19 protein-coding genes are annotated in these 18,449 nt (G+C 65.3%); 8 read left to right on the forward strand and 11 right to left on the reverse strand.

What is annotated here, in order from left to right:
• Nucleotides 1–91 precede the first annotated feature (91 nt).
• The gene (locus AC3WLX_RS21185; protein WP_492337448.1) at nt 92–1,342 is read right to left on the reverse strand and encodes a NupC/NupG family nucleoside CNT transporter; all 1,251 of its coding nucleotides are present in this window, start codon (nt 1,340–1,342) and stop codon (nt 92–94) included.
• A 158-nt stretch (nt 1,343–1,500) separates the two neighbouring features.
• Here AC3WLX_RS21185 and AC3WLX_RS21190 point away from each other — a divergent pair, with 158 nt between their 5' ends.
• Nucleotides 1,501–2,739: an MFS transporter gene (locus AC3WLX_RS21190; protein ID WP_492337449.1), complete on the forward strand. Its 1,239-nt coding sequence runs from the start codon at nt 1,501–1,503 to the stop codon at nt 2,737–2,739.
• Between the two features lie 145 nt (nt 2,740–2,884).
• Here the strand turns inward: AC3WLX_RS21190 and AC3WLX_RS21195 are convergent, their stop codons facing one another.
• The 6 genes from AC3WLX_RS21195 to AC3WLX_RS21220 form a co-directional block, all read right to left on the reverse strand.
• On the reverse strand, nt 2,885–3,643 hold the full coding sequence (locus tag AC3WLX_RS21195; RefSeq protein WP_492337450.1) for an SDR family oxidoreductase: 759 nt from the start codon (nt 3,641–3,643) through the stop codon (nt 2,885–2,887).
• A gap of 26 nt (nt 3,644–3,669) precedes the next feature.
• Complete coding sequence (locus AC3WLX_RS21200; RefSeq protein WP_025037198.1) at nt 3,670–4,428, reverse strand: proteasome-type protease; 759 nt, start codon at nt 4,426–4,428, stop codon at nt 3,670–3,672.
• Between the two features lie 104 nt (nt 4,429–4,532).
• A complete protein-coding gene (locus tag AC3WLX_RS21205) occupies nt 4,533–4,940 on the reverse strand; it encodes a carboxymuconolactone decarboxylase family protein (protein ID WP_492337451.1) in 408 nt (135 codons plus the stop codon).
• Between the two features lie 66 nt (nt 4,941–5,006).
• Entirely contained in the window at nt 5,007–5,855 is an 849-nt protein-coding gene (locus AC3WLX_RS21210) for a transglutaminase family protein (RefSeq protein WP_492337452.1), read from the reverse strand.
• 117 nt (nt 5,856–5,972) lie between these two features.
• Complete coding sequence (locus AC3WLX_RS21215; RefSeq protein WP_291626682.1) at nt 5,973–6,917, reverse strand: alpha-E domain-containing protein; 945 nt, start codon at nt 6,915–6,917, stop codon at nt 5,973–5,975.
• A gap of 4 nt (nt 6,918–6,921) precedes the next feature.
• Entirely contained in the window at nt 6,922–8,340 is a 1,419-nt protein-coding gene (locus tag AC3WLX_RS21220) for a circularly permuted type 2 ATP-grasp protein (protein ID WP_291626681.1), read from the reverse strand.
• 279 nt (nt 8,341–8,619) lie between these two features.
• Here AC3WLX_RS21220 and AC3WLX_RS21225 point away from each other — a divergent pair, with 279 nt between their 5' ends.
• From AC3WLX_RS21225 to AC3WLX_RS21240, 4 genes are all read left to right on the forward strand, one after another.
• Nucleotides 8,620–9,357 carry a competence/damage-inducible protein A gene (locus AC3WLX_RS21225; RefSeq protein ID WP_492337453.1) on the forward strand — a complete coding sequence of 246 codons (738 nt, stop codon included), beginning with the start codon at nt 8,620–8,622 and terminating at the stop codon, nt 9,355–9,357.
• Nucleotides 9,358–9,385: 28 nt separating this feature from the next.
• Nucleotides 9,386–9,913, forward strand: a complete 528-nt coding sequence (gene gpt / locus AC3WLX_RS21230; protein ID WP_492337454.1) for a xanthine phosphoribosyltransferase — start codon at nt 9,386–9,388, stop codon at nt 9,911–9,913.
• Nucleotides 9,914–10,006: 93 nt separating this feature from the next.
• A complete protein-coding gene (locus AC3WLX_RS21235) occupies nt 10,007–10,624 on the forward strand; it encodes a hypothetical protein (RefSeq protein WP_492337455.1) in 618 nt (205 codons plus the stop codon).
• A 120-nt stretch (nt 10,625–10,744) separates the two neighbouring features.
• On the forward strand, nt 10,745–10,924 hold the full coding sequence (locus tag AC3WLX_RS21240; protein ID WP_291627207.1) for a hypothetical protein: 180 nt from the start codon (nt 10,745–10,747) through the stop codon (nt 10,922–10,924).
• Nucleotides 10,925–10,928: 4 nt separating this feature from the next.
• Here AC3WLX_RS21240 and AC3WLX_RS21245 read toward each other — a convergent pair whose 3' ends face one another.
• Nucleotides 10,929–11,951: a methionine synthase gene (locus AC3WLX_RS21245; RefSeq protein WP_492337456.1), complete on the reverse strand. Its 1,023-nt coding sequence runs from the start codon at nt 11,949–11,951 to the stop codon at nt 10,929–10,931.
• 122 nt (nt 11,952–12,073) lie between these two features.
• On the opposite strand from AC3WLX_RS21245, the gene AC3WLX_RS21250 reads away from it, so the two are divergent.
• The 3 genes from AC3WLX_RS21250 to AC3WLX_RS21260 all read left to right on the forward strand — a co-directional run bounded on the left by AC3WLX_RS21250 (nt 12,074) and on the right by AC3WLX_RS21260 (nt 14,531).
• Nucleotides 12,074–12,775 carry a glutathione S-transferase N-terminal domain-containing protein gene (locus AC3WLX_RS21250; RefSeq protein WP_492337457.1) on the forward strand — a complete coding sequence of 234 codons (702 nt, stop codon included), beginning with the start codon at nt 12,074–12,076 and terminating at the stop codon, nt 12,773–12,775.
• Nucleotides 12,776–12,945: 170 nt separating this feature from the next.
• Entirely contained in the window at nt 12,946–13,554 is a 609-nt protein-coding gene (locus AC3WLX_RS21255; protein WP_492337458.1) for a 2-hydroxychromene-2-carboxylate isomerase, read from the forward strand.
• The gene (locus tag AC3WLX_RS21260; RefSeq protein WP_492337459.1) at nt 13,554–14,531 is read left to right on the forward strand and encodes an NADPH:quinone oxidoreductase family protein; all 978 of its coding nucleotides are present in this window, start codon (nt 13,554–13,556) and stop codon (nt 14,529–14,531) included. The genes AC3WLX_RS21255 and AC3WLX_RS21260 overlap by 1 nt, the downstream gene beginning before the upstream one ends.
• Nucleotides 14,532–14,660: 129 nt before the next feature.
• Here the strand turns inward: AC3WLX_RS21260 and AC3WLX_RS21265 are convergent, their stop codons facing one another.
• The 3 genes from AC3WLX_RS21265 to AC3WLX_RS21275 all read right to left on the reverse strand — a co-directional run bounded on the left by AC3WLX_RS21265 (nt 14,661) and on the right by AC3WLX_RS21275 (nt 18,435).
• Nucleotides 14,661–15,551 (reverse strand): crotonase/enoyl-CoA hydratase family protein, encoded by an 891-nt coding sequence (locus tag AC3WLX_RS21265; protein ID WP_492337460.1) that lies wholly within the window; start codon nt 15,549–15,551, stop codon nt 14,661–14,663.
• A 297-nt stretch (nt 15,552–15,848) separates the two neighbouring features.
• Nucleotides 15,849–17,270 carry an amidase gene (locus AC3WLX_RS21270; protein WP_492337461.1) on the reverse strand — a complete coding sequence of 474 codons (1,422 nt, stop codon included), beginning with the start codon at nt 17,268–17,270 and terminating at the stop codon, nt 15,849–15,851.
• Nucleotides 17,263–18,435 (reverse strand): M20 aminoacylase family protein, encoded by a 1,173-nt coding sequence (locus tag AC3WLX_RS21275; protein ID WP_492337462.1) that lies wholly within the window; start codon nt 18,433–18,435, stop codon nt 17,263–17,265. The genes AC3WLX_RS21270 and AC3WLX_RS21275 overlap by 8 nt, the downstream gene beginning before the upstream one ends.
• Between the last annotated feature and the right edge of the window lie 14 nt (nt 18,436–18,449).

Consider the following 18,449-nt stretch of genomic DNA (forward strand, 5'->3'; position numbering starts at 1 on the left):
CACCTGAGAATCCATCGGGCGGCAGTGCGTGCAGTGAAATGGATTCCGGGTTCGCCGCTTCGCGGCGCCCCGGAATGACGAGCGGCGAGAATCAAGCCAACACCCCCACCACCGCTCCCATCAGACACGTCGTCAGCGTCCCCGACACGATCGACTTCAATCCCAGCGCGTTGATCTCCTCGCGCCGTTCCGGCGCCATCACCCCTAAGCCGCCGATCATGATGCCGAGGCTGGCGAAATTGGCGAAGCCGCACATCGCGTAGAGCATAATCAGGCGCGAGCGCGGGTCGAGCGCGCCGGGTGGCAGCTTCGAGAAGTCGACATAGGCGATCAATTCGTTGAGCACGGTCTTGGTGCCCATCAGGCTGCCGGCGGTGATCGCCTGATCCCACGGCAATCCCATCAGCCAGCACACCGGCGCCATGACGAGACCGAGCAGGCGCTGCAGCGAGATCGCGGCACCGCCAATGTTCGGCAGAAGGCCGAGCACGGCGTTGACGAGATAGACCAGCGCCACCAGCACCAGCAGCATCGCGACGATGTTGATCAGCAGCTCGATGCCCGCGCTGGTGCCCTTCACGATGGCGTCCATCGTGCTGGCGACCTCCATCTCCGGATCCTCCAGCGCGCCGCCGGTGCGCTTGTCGGAGGTTTCAGGCACCATGATCAGGCTGACAAGGATCGCGGCCGGCGCGCCGAGCACCGAGGCGATGACGAAATGCGCGGCGGCATCGGGGATGAGGGGCGCCAGCAGCGTTGCGTAGAGCACCAGCACGGTGCCGGCGATGCCGGCCATGCCGCCGGTCATGACCAGGAACAACTCGCTGCGGGTCATCTGCGCCAGATAAGGCCGCACAAACAACGGCGCCTCGACCATGCCGAGGAAGACGTTGGCAGCGGTGGACAGGCCCACCGCGCCGCCGACCCCGAGCGTCCGCTCCAGCAGCCAGGCCATGCCGCGGACGACGGGCGGCAGTATCCGCCAGTAGAACAGCAGCGTCGTGAGCACGCTCATCACCAGCACGATCGGCAGCGCCTGGAAAGCCAGGATGAAATCGGCGCCCGGCACTTTCAGGTCGAACGGCAGGGCGCCGCCGCCGATATAGCCGAACACGAAGGCGGAGCCGGCGCGCGAGGCCGCAGAGATCGCGCCGACCGCGTCGTTGATGGCACCGAAGGCATGGGCGACCACCGGCAGCTTCAGCAGCAGGATCGCGGTGGCGAATGTCGCGGCGAGGCCGATCGCCGCCTGGCGCAGCGAGACCGCACGGCGCCTCTCGCTCAGCACCCAGGCGATCAACAGCAATGCGAAAATGCCGAGTGCCGATTGCAAGCGCAGCATGATGTCCCCGAACCCTCAATGATTATGGTCGCGCCTGCGCTGCAAAGGCAATGCCGCGAGCAGTTGAAACGCCCTGGTGTTGACAAGCAGCTCCACCTCAGCCACCCGGGGACCTCGACATCGAGGGAAAGAGCGGTCCGAGGGTGACCCAACAGGTGATGCCAGAACAGCCAATATCCGGACATCGGCCGGTCAGCGCCCGCGCGCTTCTCGGCCACCGCGCCTTCCTGTTCTTCTTGCTTTCGCGCAGCCTGTCGCGCTTTTCCAGCCAGATCGCGGCCGTCGCGATCGGCTGGCAGATCTACGATCTCACCGGCTCGGCCTTCGACCTCGGCATGGTCGGCCTCGTCCAATTCCTGCCGACAGCGCTTCTGGTGTTCGTCGCCGGTCACGCCGCCGACCGCTACCAGCGCAAGCGCGTCGTCCAGCTCTGCCAGCTGGTGGAAGCCGCGACCGCGCTCTATCTCGCGACCATCACCTATCTCGGCGCGGTCAGCGAGGTGCAGCTCTTCATCGCGACCTTCCTGCTCGGGATCGCCGGCGCGTTCGAGAGCCCGACCACGGCGGCGCTGCTGCCGCTGATCGCGCCGCAGGGCTCGCTCCAGCGCGCCACCGCCGTCTCCAGTGGGGCGGCGCAGGTCGCGACCATCACGGGGCCTGCGCTCGGCGGCCTCGCCTATGCGATCGCCCCGTACCTTGCCTATGCCGCGATGGTCCTGTTCTGGGTCTTGGGGATGATCTTGACCGGCTTCATCCGCCCGCGCCCGCAGGCGATCGCAACGGAAGGGATGGACTCAGACAACATCTTCGCCGGTGTCCGCTTCATTCGCAGCAACCCGGCAATCCTCGGGACCATCTCGCTGGATTTGTTCGCCGTGTTGTTCGGCGGCGTCACGGCGCTGCTGCCGATCTATGCCCGCGACATCCTCCAGACCGGCCCGGTCGGGCTCGGCGTGCTGCGTGCCGCGCCGGCCGTCGGCGCGCTGCTGATGACGATGGTGCTGGCGCGGCACGCCATCTCCCGCCATGTCGGCCTGCGCATGTTCCAGGCCGTGATCGTGTTCGGCCTCGCCACCATCGTATTCGCGCTGTCGTCCTGGATGTGGCTATCGGTGCTGTCGCTCGCCGTTTTGGGGGCCGCCGACACGATCAGCGTCGTGATCCGCTTTTCGCTGGTGCAGCTGTCGACGCCAGACGAGATGCGCGGCCGGGTCGGCGCAGTGAATTTCCTGTTCATCAACGCCTCGAACCAGCTCGGCCAGTTCGAGAGCGGGGTAGCAGCCGCGCTGCTCGGCGCCATGCCCGCCGCCGTGCTCGGTGGCGTCGCCACCGTTGCAGTGGCGCTGCTCTGGATGAAGCTGTTTCCGAGCCTGCGCAAGGTGGAGAGTCTGGAGTAAGGTGAAGGTCTCGTGTCCCGGACAAGCGGCAACGCGTCAGCGTTGCGGCGCAGAGCCGGGACCCAGAAGCCCGGAACGAGGGATGGGCCCCGGCTCGGCAGCGCGTCATTGCATGCCGCGCTGCGTCCGGGGCACGAGCGCGGAACTAGCCCCGTCCGACGAACGGCATCTTGGTCGCCATCACCGTCATCGTCAGCACGTTGGCGTCGAGCGGCAGGCTGGCCATGTAGGCCACGGCGTCGCCGACCGCTTTCGAATCCATGCGCGGCTCGTGCTTGGTGGTGCCGTCGGGCTGCAGCACGCCGGGGCCGTTGACCATGCGATCGGTCATCGGCGTCGCCGCGTTACCGATGTCGACCTGGCCGACCGCGATGTCGTACATGCGGCCGTCGAGATTGCTGGCCTTGGTCAGGCCGGTGATGGCGTGCTTGGTCGAGGTATAGGCCGCAGAGAACGGCCGCGGCGCATGCGCCGAGATCGAGCCGTTGTTGATGATGCGGCCCCCGCGCGGGGTCTGGTCCTTCATGATGCGGAAGGCGTGCTGGGTGCACAGGAACGGGCCGGTGAGGTTGGTGTTCACCACCGCCTGCCATTGCTCGAGGCTGAGGTCCTCGAAGTTCACGGCAGGGGCGCCCATGCCGGCATTGTTGAACAGCACGTCGAGCCGGCCATAGGTCATCTTCACCTTGTCGAACAGGGCGGCGATGGAGTCCGGCTTGGTCATGTCGGCGGTGACGCAGAGGCTTTTTCCCGCAGGGCCGAGCTTTGCGGTCTCCTCGAGCATGTCGAGCCGGCGCCCCGCAAGCACCACGGTGAAGCCGGTGTTCATCAGCGCCAGCGACGCCGCGCGGCCGACGCCGGTGCCGGCGCCCGTCACCAGGGCGATCTTCTTTGCTTCACTCATCGTTTCCTGCCTTTTCTCTTCTGCTGTCAGGTTTTGGGTTCTTTGTCGTTCTTGTAGGGCGGACGCGGAATGTTCTGGTGAGCGGCGCGCAAGGCCGCCGACCAGCGCGAGCGCAAATCGTGGAAATATGGCTCGCCCGCCTCGATGCGGTGGTTCAGATCGGCTTCGCAGGCGTCCGTGCGCACCACCAGCACGTCGATCGGGAGGCCGACGCCGAGATTGGATCGCATCGTCGAGTCCATCGAGATCAGGCCGGTCTTGAGTGCCTCGTAGAGCTCGACGTCGTAATGCATGGCACGGTCGAGCACCGGCTTGCCGTATTTGTGCTCGCCGATCTGCAAGTAGGGCGTGTCGGTGGTGCACTCGATGAAATTGCCGGCGGTGTAGACCATGAACAGGCGCATGCGCGCGCCCTTGATCTGTCCGCCGAACAGGAAGGAGACGTCGAAGGACACGTCCTCCGATTTCAGCGCCGGGCCTTCGGTCGCGTGCACGGCGCGGATGGCCCGGCCGATGCGCTGAGCGGCCTGGAACATGGTCGGCGCGTTCATCAGCGTCTCGATCTCGCCCGTGTTGGGATCTTCGAGACCTTCGGTCAGCGTCGACAGCACGGACTGGCTGATGGCGAGGTTGCCGGCGCTGGCGATCGCCATGATGCGCTCGCCCGGCTTGGAGAAGATGTGCAGCTTGCGGAAGGTCGAGACGTTGTCGAGGCCGGCATTGGTGCGGGTGTCGGCGATCATCACCAGACCGTCCCGAACCAGGATTCCGCAGCAATAGGTCATTTCCAGTCCCCGAACGCGTTTGCGCGGAATTACTAGCCAATTTCAGGGAGCCATGAAACCCCCGATTCCCGCGGGGGAAGTCTGTCATTCCGGGCGCGCGTCGCTCAATCCGCGGCACCCACCAGAAACGCCTCGTCGACCGGCACGCCGAGCGCGGTGACCAGCCGGTTCGTCTCCGCGGCCATGCCGACGATGGCGAGCAGTTCGGCATATTCGGCCTCGGTCATGCCCTTGGCCCGTGCGGCGGCGGTGTGGGAGTGAATGCAATAGCTGCAGCCATGCGCGACCGACACCGCGACATAGAGCATTTCCTTGACCTTGGGATCGAGCGCGCCGGGAGCCATCACCTGCTTGATGCTCTCCCAGGTCCGCCGCAGCGTCTTCGGATCATGCGCCAGCGCACGCCAGAAATTGTTGACGAAGTCCGACTTCCGCACCTTTCGGATATCGTCGAAGACGGCGCGTGCCTCGGCCGAGAGTTCATCATCCGAAAGCAGTTTCACTGTCGCCATGGCTACCTCGCGGGTCTGATCCGATCCCGCAAGTGTAGCACGCCGAATGTGTTCGGCCGGCGGCTCCTAGCTCTGCCGCTGGGACTGCGATTGCGACTGGCCGCCGCGGCCGGCCTGCTCGACCTTGACCGCCACGGTCAGCGTTTCCGTGCCGCCGCCATAGCGCGTGCCGCGCACCGGCGCCGCGCCGAGATAGTCGAGCCCGATCGCGACGCGGACATGGGCGTCGGTGGCGCAGATGCTGTTGGCGGGATCGAAGCCGACCCAGCCGAGATCGGGCACGTAAGCCTCCGCCCAGGCATGGCCGGCGTCCTGATGCACCGTGTCGTCTGCCCGCAGGAAGTGGCCGGAGACGAAGCGCGCCGGCACGCCGCCGGCCCGGGCGCAGGCGATGAAGATGTGCGCGTAATCCTGGCAGACGCCGCGCTTGAGCGTGAACGCCTCCGCCGCTGACGTTCCGCTGTTGGTGGGGTCCTCATCGAACGTCATGTGATCGCCGATCTCGGTCATCAGCGCGTGCAGGAAGCCGAGCGTGTCGCTCTCGGCCTCGCTGCGCAGCTGGCGCGCGACCGCCGTCATCGCCGGATTGACGGCGGTAAGGTCGGTGGATCGCAGGAACATGCCGGCCGGGAAACGCTCGTCGGCGCCGCGCAGCACGCCGCCGGTGTCGTTGGTCTCGATCAGCCCTTCGGCGGTGATCTGGATGTCGCCGACGGGCCCGCAGGACAGCACATGGGTGACGTTGCCGAACGCGTCCTCGTGCATCTCGAGCTTGGTGTCGGTGGAGACGTCGATCTGCCATTCCGCGACGTATTGCCCATCATGGCTGCCCGGCGTCATGCGCAGAATCTGGATCACGCCGGAGGCCGGCGGCTCGTAGCGATAGGTCGTGGTGTGCAGGATTCGCAGGCGCATGGCGTTTCTAGACGGTCATTCCGGGATGGCGCGAAGCGCCAGACTCGGAATCTCGAGATTCCGGGTTCGATGCTTCGCATCGCCCCGGAATGACGAAGGGTGAAAGTTTCAGTCTGACTAGATCAAATACTGCTTCGTGATGATTTCGCCCAGCCTGGAATTGTCGGAGATGAATTCCTGAATGAATTCATGCACGCCATGCTGGAAAATGTCGTTCATGTTGCTGTGTTCCAGCCTGTTGCGGATGCCGCGGGCGTGGCGCTGGGCCGGGCCCTGGCGGCCATAGGCGACGCCGATCTGGTCGAGGTTGCGCACAAGGTTGCCGTAGCAGCTGGCGAGCGAGCGCGGCAGCGTGTCGTTGAGGATGAGTAGATCCGCGATCAGCCACGGCTTCAGCGTCTCGCGATAGACCCAGTGATAGGCGGTCAGCGCCGAGACCGAGCGCAGGATCGAGCTCCACTGGTAGAAGTCGAGCGGGCCGCCGACATGCTCCTCCTCGGGCAGCAGCACGTGGTACTTCACGTCGAGGATGCGGGCGGTGTTGTCGGCGCGCTCGAGGTGCACGCCCATGCGCGAGAACCAATAGGCGTCGTTGCGCAGCATGGTCCGGTAGGCCGAGCCGTCGAAGCGCAGCGAGGTCTCCTGCACGAAGCGGAGGAACTTGGCGAGGTCCTCGCGCGTAGAGGTGCCCTTGCTCCATACCGCCTGCAGCTCGATCCAGGCCGAGTTGATGGTGTCCCACATCTCGCTGGTGAGCGCGGTGCGCACCGAGCGGGAGTTCAGCCGGGCCGCCTCGATGCAGTTCCGGATCGAGGACGGATTGTTCGGCGAGAACGAGAGATATTCGACGACATTGTGCTCGTTGGCTTCCTCATAGGCTTGATAGAAGCTGGCGGCGACGCCGGCGGTGAGCAGCGCCGAATCCCATTCATTGGTCTTGCCGATATAGGCGGCGGGAAGCGCGGTGACGCGCAGCGTCGCATCGATGGTGCGCGCGAGATATTCGGCCCGTTCAACGTAGCGGGCAAGCCAGTAGAGGTTTTCGGCGGTGCGCGACAGCATCTCTCTACTCGTCCAGGATCCAGGTGTCTTTGGTGCCGCCGCCCTGGCTCGAATTGACCACCAGCGAGCCTTCCTTGAGCGCGACGCGGGTGAGACCGCCGGGCACGATGGTGGTGCTCTTGCTGCCCGTGAGCACGAAGGGTCTGAGATCGACATGGCGCGGGGCAAGGCCCGATGCGGTGCAGGTCGGGCAGGTCGAGAGCGCCAGCGTCGGCTGCGCGATGAAGCCTTCCGGCTCGCGCTTGAGCTTGTCGCGGAACGCTTCGATCGTCGCTTTGGTCGCGGCAGGGCCGATCAGCATGCCGTAGCCGCCGGAGCCGTGCACTTCCTTGACGACGAGTTCGCTCAAATTGTCCAGCACATAGGCGAGGTCCTTCGGCTCGCGGCAGCGCCAGGTCGGCACGTTCTTCAGGATCGGCTCCTCGCCGAGATAGAACTTCACGATGTCGGGCATGTAGGAGTAGATCGCCTTGTCGTCGGCGATGCCGGTGCCGACGGCGTTGGCGAGCGTGATGTTGCCGGCAGCGTAGGCCGACATCAGGCCGGGCACGCCGAGCACGGAGTCGGGACGGAAGGTGAGGGGATCGAGGAAATCGTCGTCGACACGGCGATAGATCACGTCGACCCGCTTCAGCCCTTCCGTCGTCCGCATGAATACTTCGTTGTTCTTGACCACGAGGTCGCGGCCTTCGACCAGCTCGATGCCGAGCTTGTCGGCCAGGAACGAGTGCTCGTAATAGGCGGAGTTGTAGACGCCGGGCGTAAGCAGGGCCACGGTCGGCTCGCCGGACGCGCTTTGCGGCGCGACCGAGCGGAGCGCCGAGAGCAGCTCGTCCGGGTAGCGCTCGACCGGCGCCACCTTGTGGCGGGCGAACAGATCCGGAAACAGCCGCATCATGATCTCGCGGTTTTCCAGCATGTAGGACACGCCCGACGGGGTGCGGGCGTTGTCCTCGAGCACGATGAAGTCCTCGGCGTCGACGCGGACGATGTCGATGCCGGCGATGTGCACGTAGACGTCGTGCGGCACCTGCTGGCCGTTCATCTCGGGCCGGAATACCGGGTTCTGGAAGATCAGATCGTCGGGCACGATTTCGGCGCGGAGGATGTCGCGTCCATGATAGATGTCGCGCAGGAACATGTTGAGCGCACGCACGCGCTGCTTCAGGCCCTTCTCCAGCCGCGCCCATTCGTTGCCGGACATAATCCGCGGGATCACGTCGAAGGGGATCAGGCGTTCGGTCGATTCCGAATCCCCGTACACCGCGAAGGTGATGCCGATGCGGCGGAATAGGAGTTCGGCTTCCTGGCGGCGATATTCGAGCGCCTCTGGAGGCGTCTCCTTGAGCCAGCGGGCCAGCTCCTGATAGGCGGGACGAAGATCCCCGCCGGGAATATTCATTTCGTCAAACGCGACTGCCATAGATCCCGACTGCTCTCCCCCAGGCGTAGCGGCACCGGTCAGGTCGTGCGGCCTTGTTGAAGACCGCAACGACCTGTAGCCATGCGGCAAGAGTGCATGACTTTGATGTGGTAGCAAGGGCCGGGCCAGCGCGATAAGCATGGAGGAGGGGCATTTGCCGGCGAGGGCCGGCGGCCTGCCTGAAAAAATGGCTGAGGACTGCTTATTTCGGAAGCAAAACCACGTGACTTCAACGCGTTACCTCGGCAAAGTCGGCGTCACAGGTGAGGGACTTAAGGCATGAGCGACATCGTCACGGCGGGCATTCTGGTCATTGGGGACGAAATCCTGTCGGGCCGGACAAAGGACAAGAATATCGGCTTCATCGCCGAATACCTGACCAATATCGGCATCGACCTGAAGGAGGTCAGGGTCGTCTCCGACGACGAGGCCGACATCATCGCCGCCCTGGACGCACTGCGGCATCGCTACACCTACGTCTTCACAACGGGCGGGATCGGACCGACCCATGACGACATCACCGCCGATGCCGTCGCCAAGGCGTTCGGCGTCGGCATCGACCATCATCCGGAAGTGGTCGCCCGCTTCCGCGAGCGCTGGAGCGAGCAGGACCTCAACGAGGCCCGCCTGCGCATGGCCCGCATTCCCGATGGTGCCGAGCTGATCCAGAGCGCGACCATCCTCGCGCCCGGCTTCAAGATCGGCAACGTCATCGTCATGGCCGGCGTGCCGTCGATCATGCAGGCAATGATGGACATCGTCGCGCCCAAGCTGAAATCGGGCGTGCGCATGCTCTCCGAGCAGGTTCGCGCCAATGCGCGTGAGGGCGACATCGGCGGCCCGCTGCGGGAGATCGCCGCCGCCCATCCCGACACCATCATCGGCAGCTATCCCTTCATGGACGAGGAGCAGAAGCCCAACACCAATCTGGTGGTGCGCTCGCGAGATCCGGAGAAGCTGGCGGCTGCGATGACGGCGGTGAAGGAAATGCTGGCGGGATTGAACGTCACACGCTAGCACCGCCCTGACGCAGCAGGAGACGACAATGGCTGGTGAAGCACCGGAACTGAGTGCGCAGGAGCGCGCGGGCAGGGCCTTTCCGGTCTCGTGGGACCAGTTCCACCGGGACTGCCGGGCGCTGACCTGGCGCCTCAACGAGGTCGGTCCGTTCCACGCGGTGATCGCGATCACCCGTGGCGGCCTGGTGCCGGCCGCGATCGTGGCGCGCGAGTTAGGGGTGCGCGTGATCGACACGGTCTGCATCGCCAGCTACGACCACAACAAGCAGGGCGAACTCCAGGTGCTCAAGGGCATTTCCGAGGCGACCATGACGCTCGGCGGCGGTACCGGCAAGGGACTGTTGATCGTTGACGACCTCGTCGACACCGGCAAGACCGGCAGAATGGTGCGCGAGATGCTGCCGGATGCGCATTTCGCCACCGTCTATGCCAAGCCGATGGGACGCCCGCTGGTCGACACCTTCATCACGGAAGTCTCGCAGGATACCTGGATCTTCTTCCCCTGGGACACCGCGTTGTCCTACCACCCGCCGCTGCGCGACGGGGCGGCGTGAGATGTTCGTCATTCCGGGGCGCGAAGCGAACCCGGAATCTCGAGATTCCGGGTTCGATGCTGCGCATCGCCCCGGAATGACGGTACCGAAAAAATGCCCCTCCAAAACCGCGTCAAACCCACCGGCGACATCATCGCCACCCCGCATCGCGGCCTCTTCACCGGCAATCGCGGCATCATACACGACCCCGCAACGAAGACGCTGCTGAACAAGCGCTGGTCGTCGCCGGCCTGGATCACATGCCTGTGCGAATTCCGCGGCTGGCGGCGGCCTGTGATGGCGCGGCGGAGTTGGACCGAGCTGTTCTTCCTCGACGAGCCGACGGCCTTTGCCGCCGGACACCGGCCCTGCTTCTTTTGCAGACGGGACGACGCCAAACGGTTTCGCGCGGCGTGGGAGAAGGGCAATGGTGCGAGCGGCATCAGCGCGAAGGAGATGGATGCCGTTCTGCATCGCGAGCGTCTCGATCGCGGCCGCAAGCGATTGCACCCGCTCCCGATGCCGCTGTCGGGCCTACCCGACGGCGCGATGGTGCAGCAGGGCGAAGACAGCTTTTTGGTGATGCAGGGACGGGTGCTGCGGTGGTCGCCGGCGGGCTATGCCGATGCTCAGGGGCGGCTCGACGACGCCAGGCTCTTGACGCCGCCCTCGACGCTGCGTGCGCTGAGCGCGGGTTATCAACCCAGGCTGCATCCGACGGCACTCAGCTAGACGTATCCTATGGTCGTTCCGATGGCGGCTATACCGCTTTTATAACATCGTCCCGTCGGTCCCATCGATCGGCTATGCCCGGCAGCTTACCTTCTCGTGCAACATCGAGGAGAGAGTCAAATGCTGAACTTTCTGACCCGCATCGACAGGTACATGACGAGCAACTTGCACGAGCACGGCCAATATCTGCTCGGGCTGAAGTCGCTCGACGGCCATGCCTGCAAGGGCGATGACCAGCAAGTCGCCGTCAGAACGCGCGAGTCAGCGCCCGGGACCGGAACGTCGCTGCCGCGCAATTAGTGCCTCACCCCAGCTTCTCGCGCGCCAGCGCCGCGCCGGCGCCGAGCGCCATCAGCTTGGCCTCGGCGATCTCGCGCCGCATCGGTGCCATGCCGCAATTGGTGGTGGCGATGATGTTGCTCTTGGGCACGAATCGCGCCACCGCGTCGATCACTTTCACGACGTCCTCGGCGCTCTCCACCGTGTCGCTGGCGACGTCGATCACGCCGGCCTGCACGATCTTGGTCTTGAGCAGTGCGAGCAGGTCGAGCGGCACCTTCGAATTCCGGCACTCGATCGCGACCTGCTGGATCGGGCTGGCGTCGATCGCCGGGAAGATCTGCTCGTATTGCCGCCACTGGCTGCCCAGCGTCTCCTTCCAGTCGGTGTTGGCCTTGATGCCGTAGCCGTAACAGATGTGCACGGCGGTGGTGCAGGTCAGCCCCTGCGCGGCGCGCTCCAGCGCCTTGATGCCCCAATCGTTGACCTCGTCCATGTAGACGTTGAAGGCGGGCTCGTCGAACTGCACGAGATCGACGCCGTCGGCCTGCAAGGCCTTGGCCTCCTCGTTGAGCAGCTCGGCGAAGGCGAACGCCATCTTGACGCGATCGCCGTAATAGCGGTCGGCAATGGTGTCGATGATGGTCATCGGGCCGGGCAGGGTGAATTTCAGCTTCTTCTTCGTGTGCGTGCGCGCCACGCGCGCCTCGAACGCATGGACGCGATCCTTCAGGCGGAGCGGGGCGACCACCTGCGGCACCATCGCCTTGTATCGGTCATTGCGGATGCCCATCTCGACCTTGTGGGCGAAATCGATGCCCTCGATCTTCTCCAGGAAACCGTGGACGAAATGCTGCCGGGCCTGCTCGCCCTCGGTGACGATGTCGATGCCGGCGTCCTCCTGGATCTTCAGCCAGATCAGCGTCGCATCTCGCTTGGCCCGGAGCAGCTCGTCACCCTCTGACCTCCAGGGCGCCCACAGCATGTTGGGCTCGGCCAGCCATTCAGGCTTGGGCAAGGAGCCGGCGATCGTGGTTGGAAACAGCATGGCGGCTCTCCCGGCAGGTTGTGTTGCGCCCCTTCCTGCCATGTCCTAACGTCGAGGTACAGGACAACGAAAGTCGCTCTCTGAACCAGCGGCGGCGATGGGGAATACCAAGGGAAAAGGTCATGATCGACCTCTATTACGCGCCGACGCCGAACGGCTGGAAAATCTCGATCATGCTGGAGGAACTCGGGCTGCCTTACACCGTGAAGCCCGTGGACATCCGCGCCGGCGAGCAGTTCAGCCCTGAGTTTCTTGCGATCTCCCCGAACAACCGTATTCCCGCGATCGTCGATCACGAGCCCGCCGACGGCGGCGCGCCGTTCGCGGCTTTCGAGACCGGCGCGATCCTGATCTATCTGGCGGAAAAGACCGGCCGCTTTCTGCCGGCGGACTTGCGCGACCGTTCCACCACGATCCAATGGGTGATGTGGCAGATGGCCGGGCTCGGTCCGATGCTCGGCCAGCACGGTCATTTCGCGCTGTACGCGGCCGAGAAGATTCCTTACGCGATCGCGCGCTATCGCGACGAGGCGGCCCGGCTCTACGGCGTGCTCGACCGACAGCTGGGGAAGACCGGAGCTTTCGTTGCTGGCGATTATTCCATCGCCGACATCGCCTGCTTCCCCTGGACCATGACCCACAAGGCGCAGGGCTTTACGCTCGACGACTATCCGAACGTGAAACGCTGGTATGCCGAGGTCCGCGCCAGGCCGCAGGTGCAGGCGGGGCTTGCGATCGGCAAGTTCGTGAAGGAGCCGTTCGACGAGGAATCACGCAAGATCATGTTCGGGCAACGGGCTAAGGAAGTGCTGGGAAGGAAGTGATGGCCGCGCCGTCATTCCGGGGCGCGCGAAGCGCGAACCCGGAATCCATCGGGCCGCGGAACGAGAGGCAGAATGGATTCTCAGGTGCGCAATTGCGCACCATAGTTCGCGCCAAGAAGGCGCGTCCCGGAATGACGACGACGAGACAAGACGCGACAAAGGAAACCCCCATGATCGAATTCTTCTTCGACTGTTCCAGCCCCTGGACCTATCTCGCTTTCCACAACATCCAGCCGCTGGCGAAGGAGGTGGGCGCCGAGATCGTGTGGCGGCCGATCCTGGTCGGCGGCATCTTCAACACGGTCAACCCCAGCGTCTACGCGCAGCGCGAGAAGCCGGTACCGCTGAAGGCGCGCTATATGAAGAAGGATCTGCAGGACTGGGCTCGCTCGGCCGGCCTTGCGATCAAGATGCCGCCGACGGTGTTTCCCGTGAACAGCGTCAAGGCGATGCGCGGCTGCATCTGGCTCGGCAAGGACATGGTGCCGTTCGCGACCGCCGTGTTTGAAAGCTACTGGGGTGAGGACAAGGATATTTCGCAGGACGCGGTGCTTGCCGGGATTTGCAGCAAGGTCGGCATCGACGAAGCGAAATTCTTCGCCGGCATTACCGAGCAGAGCATCAAGGACCAGCTCAAGGCCAATACCGAAGAGGTGGTCGCCCGCGGCGGCTTTGGCTCGCCGACGATCTTCGTGAACAAGACCGACATGTACTTCGGCAACGACCGGCTGCCGTTGATCCGCGAGGCGCTCATGCGCACCAAGGCGAGCGCGGCCTGATGGTGCGCGCCGTCGTCTGCCGTGAGCTCGGCCCGCCCGAGACGTTGCGGCTGGAAGAGTTTCCGCCCCGGGCCGTGAAGCCCGGCGAGGTGCGGGTCGCGATCCGTGCAGCCGGGCTGAATTTTCCCGACGTGCTGATGGCCGCCGGCGAATACCAGCTCAAGCCGGAGCTGCCATTCACGCCGGGCATGGAAGCCGCCGGCGACGTCATCGAGGTGGGATCGGAGGCAAGCGGCGTTGCCGTCGGCGACAAGGTCATCGTCAAGATGCGCCATGGCGCATTCACCGACGAAGCTGTGGTCTCGCCGTCGCAGCTCACGCCGATGCCGTCCACCTTCGACTATGCGGAGGCTGCGACTTACCTCGCGGGCCACGGCACGGCCTATCATGCGCTGATCGATCGCGGCCGGGTCGCGCCGGGCGAGGTGCTGCTGGTGCACGGCGCCGGCGGCGGCGTAGGCCTTGCCGCCGTCGAGATCGGCAAGATGCTGGGCGCGACCGTGATCGCGACCGCCTCCAGCGACGAGAAGCTCGCCATCGCGCAATCGCGCGGCGCCGATCATCTTGTGCGCTACGACCGCGAACCGTTTCGCGATGCCGTCAAGCGCATCACCGACGGCCGCGGCGCCGACGTCGTGTTCGATCCAGTCGGCGGCCAGGTGTTCGAGGACTCGATGCGCTGCATCGCGTGGGGCGCGCGGCTTCTGGTGATCGGCTTCACCGGCGGGATCGGTTCGGCCAAGACCAACCTGTTGCTGATCAAGGGGGCCAGCGTGCTCGGCGTGCGCGCCGGCGAAGCTGTGCGGAAAGATCCCGCGCTGGGTGAGGTGCGCCTGAAGGCGCTCTTGCGGTGGGCGGAGGAGGGCAAGCTGCGTCCGAACGTCTCGCACCGCCTGCCGCTGGAGGACTACGCGAAGGCGATGCGGCTGTTGATCGACCGCAAGGCGATCGGGCGCGTCGCGCTGATGATGGAATGAGATGTCATGCCCCGCGGAGGCGGGGCATCCAGTAATCACCAGCGGTCGTGATAATTGACGCTGGTGGAATACTGGATCACCCGCCTTCGCGGGTGATGACAGCGGTGAACGAGGGACGAGCCCTTCGCCTCACTTATACTCCCGCTCCGTCCACCACGGGAAATAGTCCGGCATGTCGCTGGACACCTTGTTCTTGAACTGCGCCGGGCGCTTCTCCAGGAAGGACACCACGCCTTCCTTGACGTCGTCGGAGCGGCCGCGGGCATAGATGCCGCGGCTGTCGACCTTGTGCGCCTCCATGGGATCGTCGGCGCCCATCATGCGCCACATCATCTGCCGGATCAGCGCGACCGACACCGGCGCGGTCTTGGCGGCAAACTCCTTGGCGAGCGCGCGGGCGGTCGGCAGCAGGTCATCCGGAGCGACGACCTTGCTGACGAGACGGCCCGCAAGCGCTTCCTGGGCCGGGAAGACGCGGCCCGAATAGCACCATTCCAGCGCCTGCGAGATACCGACGATGCGCGGCAGGAACCAGCTCGAGGCCGCCTCAGGCACGATGCCGCGCTGGGAGAACACGAAGCCGAAACGTGCGGCGTCCGAGGCAATGCGAATATCCATCGCGAGCTGCATGGTGACGCCGATGCCGACCGCGGGACCGTTCACCGCCGCGATGACGGGCTTGAGGCACTTGAAGATACGGAGCGTCACCTGGCCGCCGCCGTCGCGCACCTGCGGATCGCTGTAATCGACCTTGCCGTCGGCGAGGCGCTTCACCGGGCCGCGCCGCGCGTCGCGGTCGAACGTATCGGCGCCGGAGGAGAGGTCGGCACCCGCACAAAAGCCGCGGCCGGCGCCGGTGACGATGATGGCGCGGACATTGTCGTCCTTGTCGGCGGCGTCGAACGCGTCGATCAGCTCGGCTTGCATCTGCGCGTTGAAGGCGTTGAGCTTGTCGGGCCGGTTCAGCGTGATGGTGAGGATCTGCTCGGCGACCTCGTATTTGATCGTCTCATACGCCATGGTGGTTTCCTTCCTTTGTTCTTCGCTGCGCAGATGGCAGGGCTTGAGTTTTTTACCCTCCCCTGGAGGGGGAGGGTCGATCGCGCGCAGCGCGAGCGGGGTGGGGTGATCTCTCCTCTCGGGCAGTGTTGGACGCCGAGAGACCGTCACCCCACCCCGTCTCACACTTCGCTTCGCTCAATGTGAGCCGACCCTCCCCCTCCAGGGGAGGGTAAGCAAGAGTCTTCGTATGTTGCCTGTCCCAAATCATTCGGGCTTGCGCCTAAAGGGCGCGCTGTCCCGGATAACGAAAGCGTCTCACTTCGCCGGCGGCTGCGGCCAGGGCCGCTGCGGGCCGCGCAGGCCCTCGAACGCCTTGGCCATGCCGAGCACACCGATGTCGTCGAAGCGGCGGCCGACGATCTGCACGCCGATCGGAAAGCCCTTGGCGTCGAAGCCGCCGTTGACGGAGATGGCCGGGTTCTCCGACATATTCCACGGCACGGTATAGGCGATGTGCTCGAACGGCTTCATCGGATCGTTGGTCGGCGAGGCCCAGTCGGCCGGATAGTTCACGTTCGGTGCGGTCGGCGAGATCACGTAGTCGAGCTCACAGAACAGCTTTGCCGCCGCCGCACGGATTGCCATCGTCTGGTTGACGCCGCGGATGACCTCGACGCCCGAGAGCTTCGCGCCGGACTCGCCCCAGGCGAAGATATAGGGCAGCACCTTGGCCTGCTCGGCCGGCGTCAGCCTGGACAGATCGTCCCACATCCGCGCGCGCCAGAAATTGTCGAGGCCGTCGAGCATCTCGCGCGTCAGGATGCCGTCGACTTCGGTGACCACGCTGCCTGCGGACTCGAACGCTTTGGCGGCCTCCACCGCGACCTCGCGCACCGGCTTGTCCGGCGACAGGCCGCAGCCTGCATCGAGCATCAGGCCGATGCGCAATTTGCGCGGGGATTTCTCCAGGCCCTTCCAGTTGAGCGGCTCGGCGGGCAGGCTCATGCCGTCGCGCCGGTCGGGCTTTGCGATGACGCTCATCATCAGCGCGCAATCATCGACCGTGCGGGTCATGGGACCGGCGACGCGGCCGACATAGGTGGGATCGATCGGCACGCGGCCGAAGCTCGGCTTCAGGCCGACGAGGCCGCACCAACCCGCAGGCAGGCGCACCGAGCCGCCGATATCGGTGCCGAGATGCAGCGGGCCATAGCCGGCCGCGGCTGCTGCGCCCGCACCCGCACTGGAGCCGCCGGGATTCTTGGAGAGGTCCCAGGGGTTGCGCGCCAGCGCGTGGAAGCTGGAGAGCCCGGAGGACAGCATGCCGTAATCGGGCATCGTGGTCTTGGCGAAGATGATCGCACCGGCCTCGCGCAGGCGCGCGGCGGGCGGGGCGTCCTTCTCGGCCGGCACCAGCTTGACGCTGGCGGCACCCAGCGGCACCGGCACGCCCTTGGTCGCGATGTTGTCCTTGACCGTGACGGGGACGCCGTCGAGCGCGCCCGACGGCTCGCCGCCGCTCCAGCGCGCAGTCGAGGCCTTGGCGGCCTCGCGTGCGCCGTCGGGATCGAAGGCATAGAGAGCGTTGAGATGCGGTTCCCACGCTGCGACATGCGCAAGCAAATCCTCCAGCACCTCGCTCGGCGAGAATTGCTTGGCGCGATAGCCCGCGATCAGGTCGACCGCGGACAGATCGTGCAGCGAGGTGACCGCGTCCTCGACGCTCTTTCTAGGCATTTCCGCCCACCGGCATGCGCGTCTCGACGATGCGGGCGAACACGCTGGCGCCGATCGGCAGGATCTTGTCGTCGAGCACGAAGCCGGGATTGTGCACCGGCACCGAGCCGTCATGCCCGACCCAGAAATAGGCCCCGGGGATGGTCTCCAGCATGTCCGCGAAATCCTCGCTGCCCATCTTCGGCTGGAGGCGGGTGATCACGTTGGCGGGATCGACGATCGTGCGGGCGACCTCCTCGACCACCTTGGACTGCTCGGCCTGGTTGACCAGAACGTTGAATGTGTCGCGGATGTCGACCTCGATCACGCAACTATAGGCGCTTGCGATGCCGGCGCAGATGGTGCGGATGCGTTCAGAGACCAGGGCGCGAACTTCCTTCGAGAAGGTGCGGATGGTGCCGCACAGATGCGCATCGCCCGGAATGACGTTGTAGGCGGACCCCGCATGGATCTGGGTGATCGACACCACTGCGGCCTGCAGCGGCTCGACGTTGCGGCTGACGATGGTCTGGATCGCCTGCGCCAGCGTCGTTGCGATGATCACGGCGTCCTTGGAGCGCTCGGGCATCGCGCCATGCGCGCCGTAGCCGGTGATGCGCAGGTCGAAGAAGTCGGCGCTGGCCATCGCCGGGCCCGGCAGGATCGCGATCTCGCCATGGTTGAGGTCGGGCGCGTTGTGCAGGCCATAGAGTTCGTCGCAGGGAAACTTCTCGAACAGGCCGTGCTTGATCATGGCGCGGGCGCCGCCGAGGCCTTCCTCGGCCGGCTGGAAGATCAAATGCACGGTGCCGTCGAAATTCCGGGTCTCGGCGAGGTAGCGCGCGGTGCCGAGCAGCATGGTGGTGTGGCCGTCATGGCCGCAGCCGTGGAAGCGGCCCGGGATTTTCGAGCTCCATTTCAGGTTGGTGTTCTCCTCCATCGGCAGCGCGTCCATGTCCGCGCGGAGACCAATGCGCTTGCCGCCCGAGCCCTTGCCCTTGATGACGCCGATCACGCCGGTGCCGCCGAGGCCGCGATGCACCTCGATGCCCCAGCTCTTCAGCTTGTCGGCGACGATGCCGGAGGTGCGCACTTCCTCGAAGCCGATCTCGGGATGGGCGTGGAGGTCACGCCTGATGGCGGTGAGTTCGTCGGCGTAGCCGTCGATGCGGTCGATCGTGGGCATATGGTCCTGTCCGG

It is taken from the genome of Bradyrhizobium sp. FW305-F6, assembly GCF_058782905.1.

Bases quoted from the DNA above. Each gene is read 5' to 3' on its own strand.
- AC3WLX_RS21240 (WP_291627207.1), top strand. From the start codon at position 10,745: ATGCTGAACTTTCTGACCCGCATCGACAGGTACATGACGAGCAACTTG.
- gpt (WP_492337454.1), top strand. From the start codon at position 9,386: ATGGCTGGTGAAGCACCGGAACTGAGTGCGCAGGAGCGCGCGGGCAGG.
- AC3WLX_RS21260 (WP_492337459.1), top strand. From the start codon at position 13,554: ATGGTGCGCGCCGTCGTCTGCCGTGAGCTCGGCCCGCCCGAGACGTTG.
- AC3WLX_RS21250 (WP_492337457.1), top strand. From the start codon at position 12,074: ATGATCGACCTCTATTACGCGCCGACGCCGAACGGCTGGAAAATCTCG.
- AC3WLX_RS21200 (WP_025037198.1), bottom strand. From the start codon at position 4,428: ATGACCTATTGCTGCGGAATCCTGGTTCGGGACGGTCTGGTGATGATC.
- AC3WLX_RS21210 (WP_492337452.1), bottom strand. From the start codon at position 5,855: ATGCGCCTGCGAATCCTGCACACCACGACCTATCGCTACGAGCCGCCG.
- AC3WLX_RS21275 (WP_492337462.1), bottom strand. From the start codon at position 18,435: ATGCCCACGATCGACCGCATCGACGGCTACGCCGACGAACTCACCGCC.
- AC3WLX_RS21265 (WP_492337460.1), bottom strand. From the start codon at position 15,551: ATGGCGTATGAGACGATCAAATACGAGGTCGCCGAGCAGATCCTCACC.
- AC3WLX_RS21190 (WP_492337449.1), top strand. From the start codon at position 1,501: ATGCCAGAACAGCCAATATCCGGACATCGGCCGGTCAGCGCCCGCGCG.
- AC3WLX_RS21270 (WP_492337461.1), bottom strand. From the start codon at position 17,270: ATGCCTAGAAAGAGCGTCGAGGACGCGGTCACCTCGCTGCACGATCTG.
- AC3WLX_RS21205 (WP_492337451.1), bottom strand. From the start codon at position 4,940: ATGGCGACAGTGAAACTGCTTTCGGATGATGAACTCTCGGCCGAGGCA.
- AC3WLX_RS21235 (WP_492337455.1), top strand. From the start codon at position 10,007: ATGCCCCTCCAAAACCGCGTCAAACCCACCGGCGACATCATCGCCACC.
- AC3WLX_RS21245 (WP_492337456.1), bottom strand. From the start codon at position 11,951: ATGCTGTTTCCAACCACGATCGCCGGCTCCTTGCCCAAGCCTGAATGG.
- AC3WLX_RS21195 (WP_492337450.1), bottom strand. From the start codon at position 3,643: ATGAGTGAAGCAAAGAAGATCGCCCTGGTGACGGGCGCCGGCACCGGC.
- AC3WLX_RS21220 (WP_291626681.1), bottom strand. From the start codon at position 8,340: ATGGCAGTCGCGTTTGACGAAATGAATATTCCCGGCGGGGATCTTCGT.
- AC3WLX_RS21225 (WP_492337453.1), top strand. From the start codon at position 8,620: ATGAGCGACATCGTCACGGCGGGCATTCTGGTCATTGGGGACGAAATC.
- AC3WLX_RS21185 (WP_492337448.1), bottom strand. From the start codon at position 1,342: ATGCTGCGCTTGCAATCGGCACTCGGCATTTTCGCATTGCTGTTGATC.
- AC3WLX_RS21215 (WP_291626682.1), bottom strand. From the start codon at position 6,917: ATGCTGTCGCGCACCGCCGAAAACCTCTACTGGCTTGCCCGCTACGTT.
- AC3WLX_RS21255 (WP_492337458.1), top strand. From the start codon at position 12,946: ATGATCGAATTCTTCTTCGACTGTTCCAGCCCCTGGACCTATCTCGCT.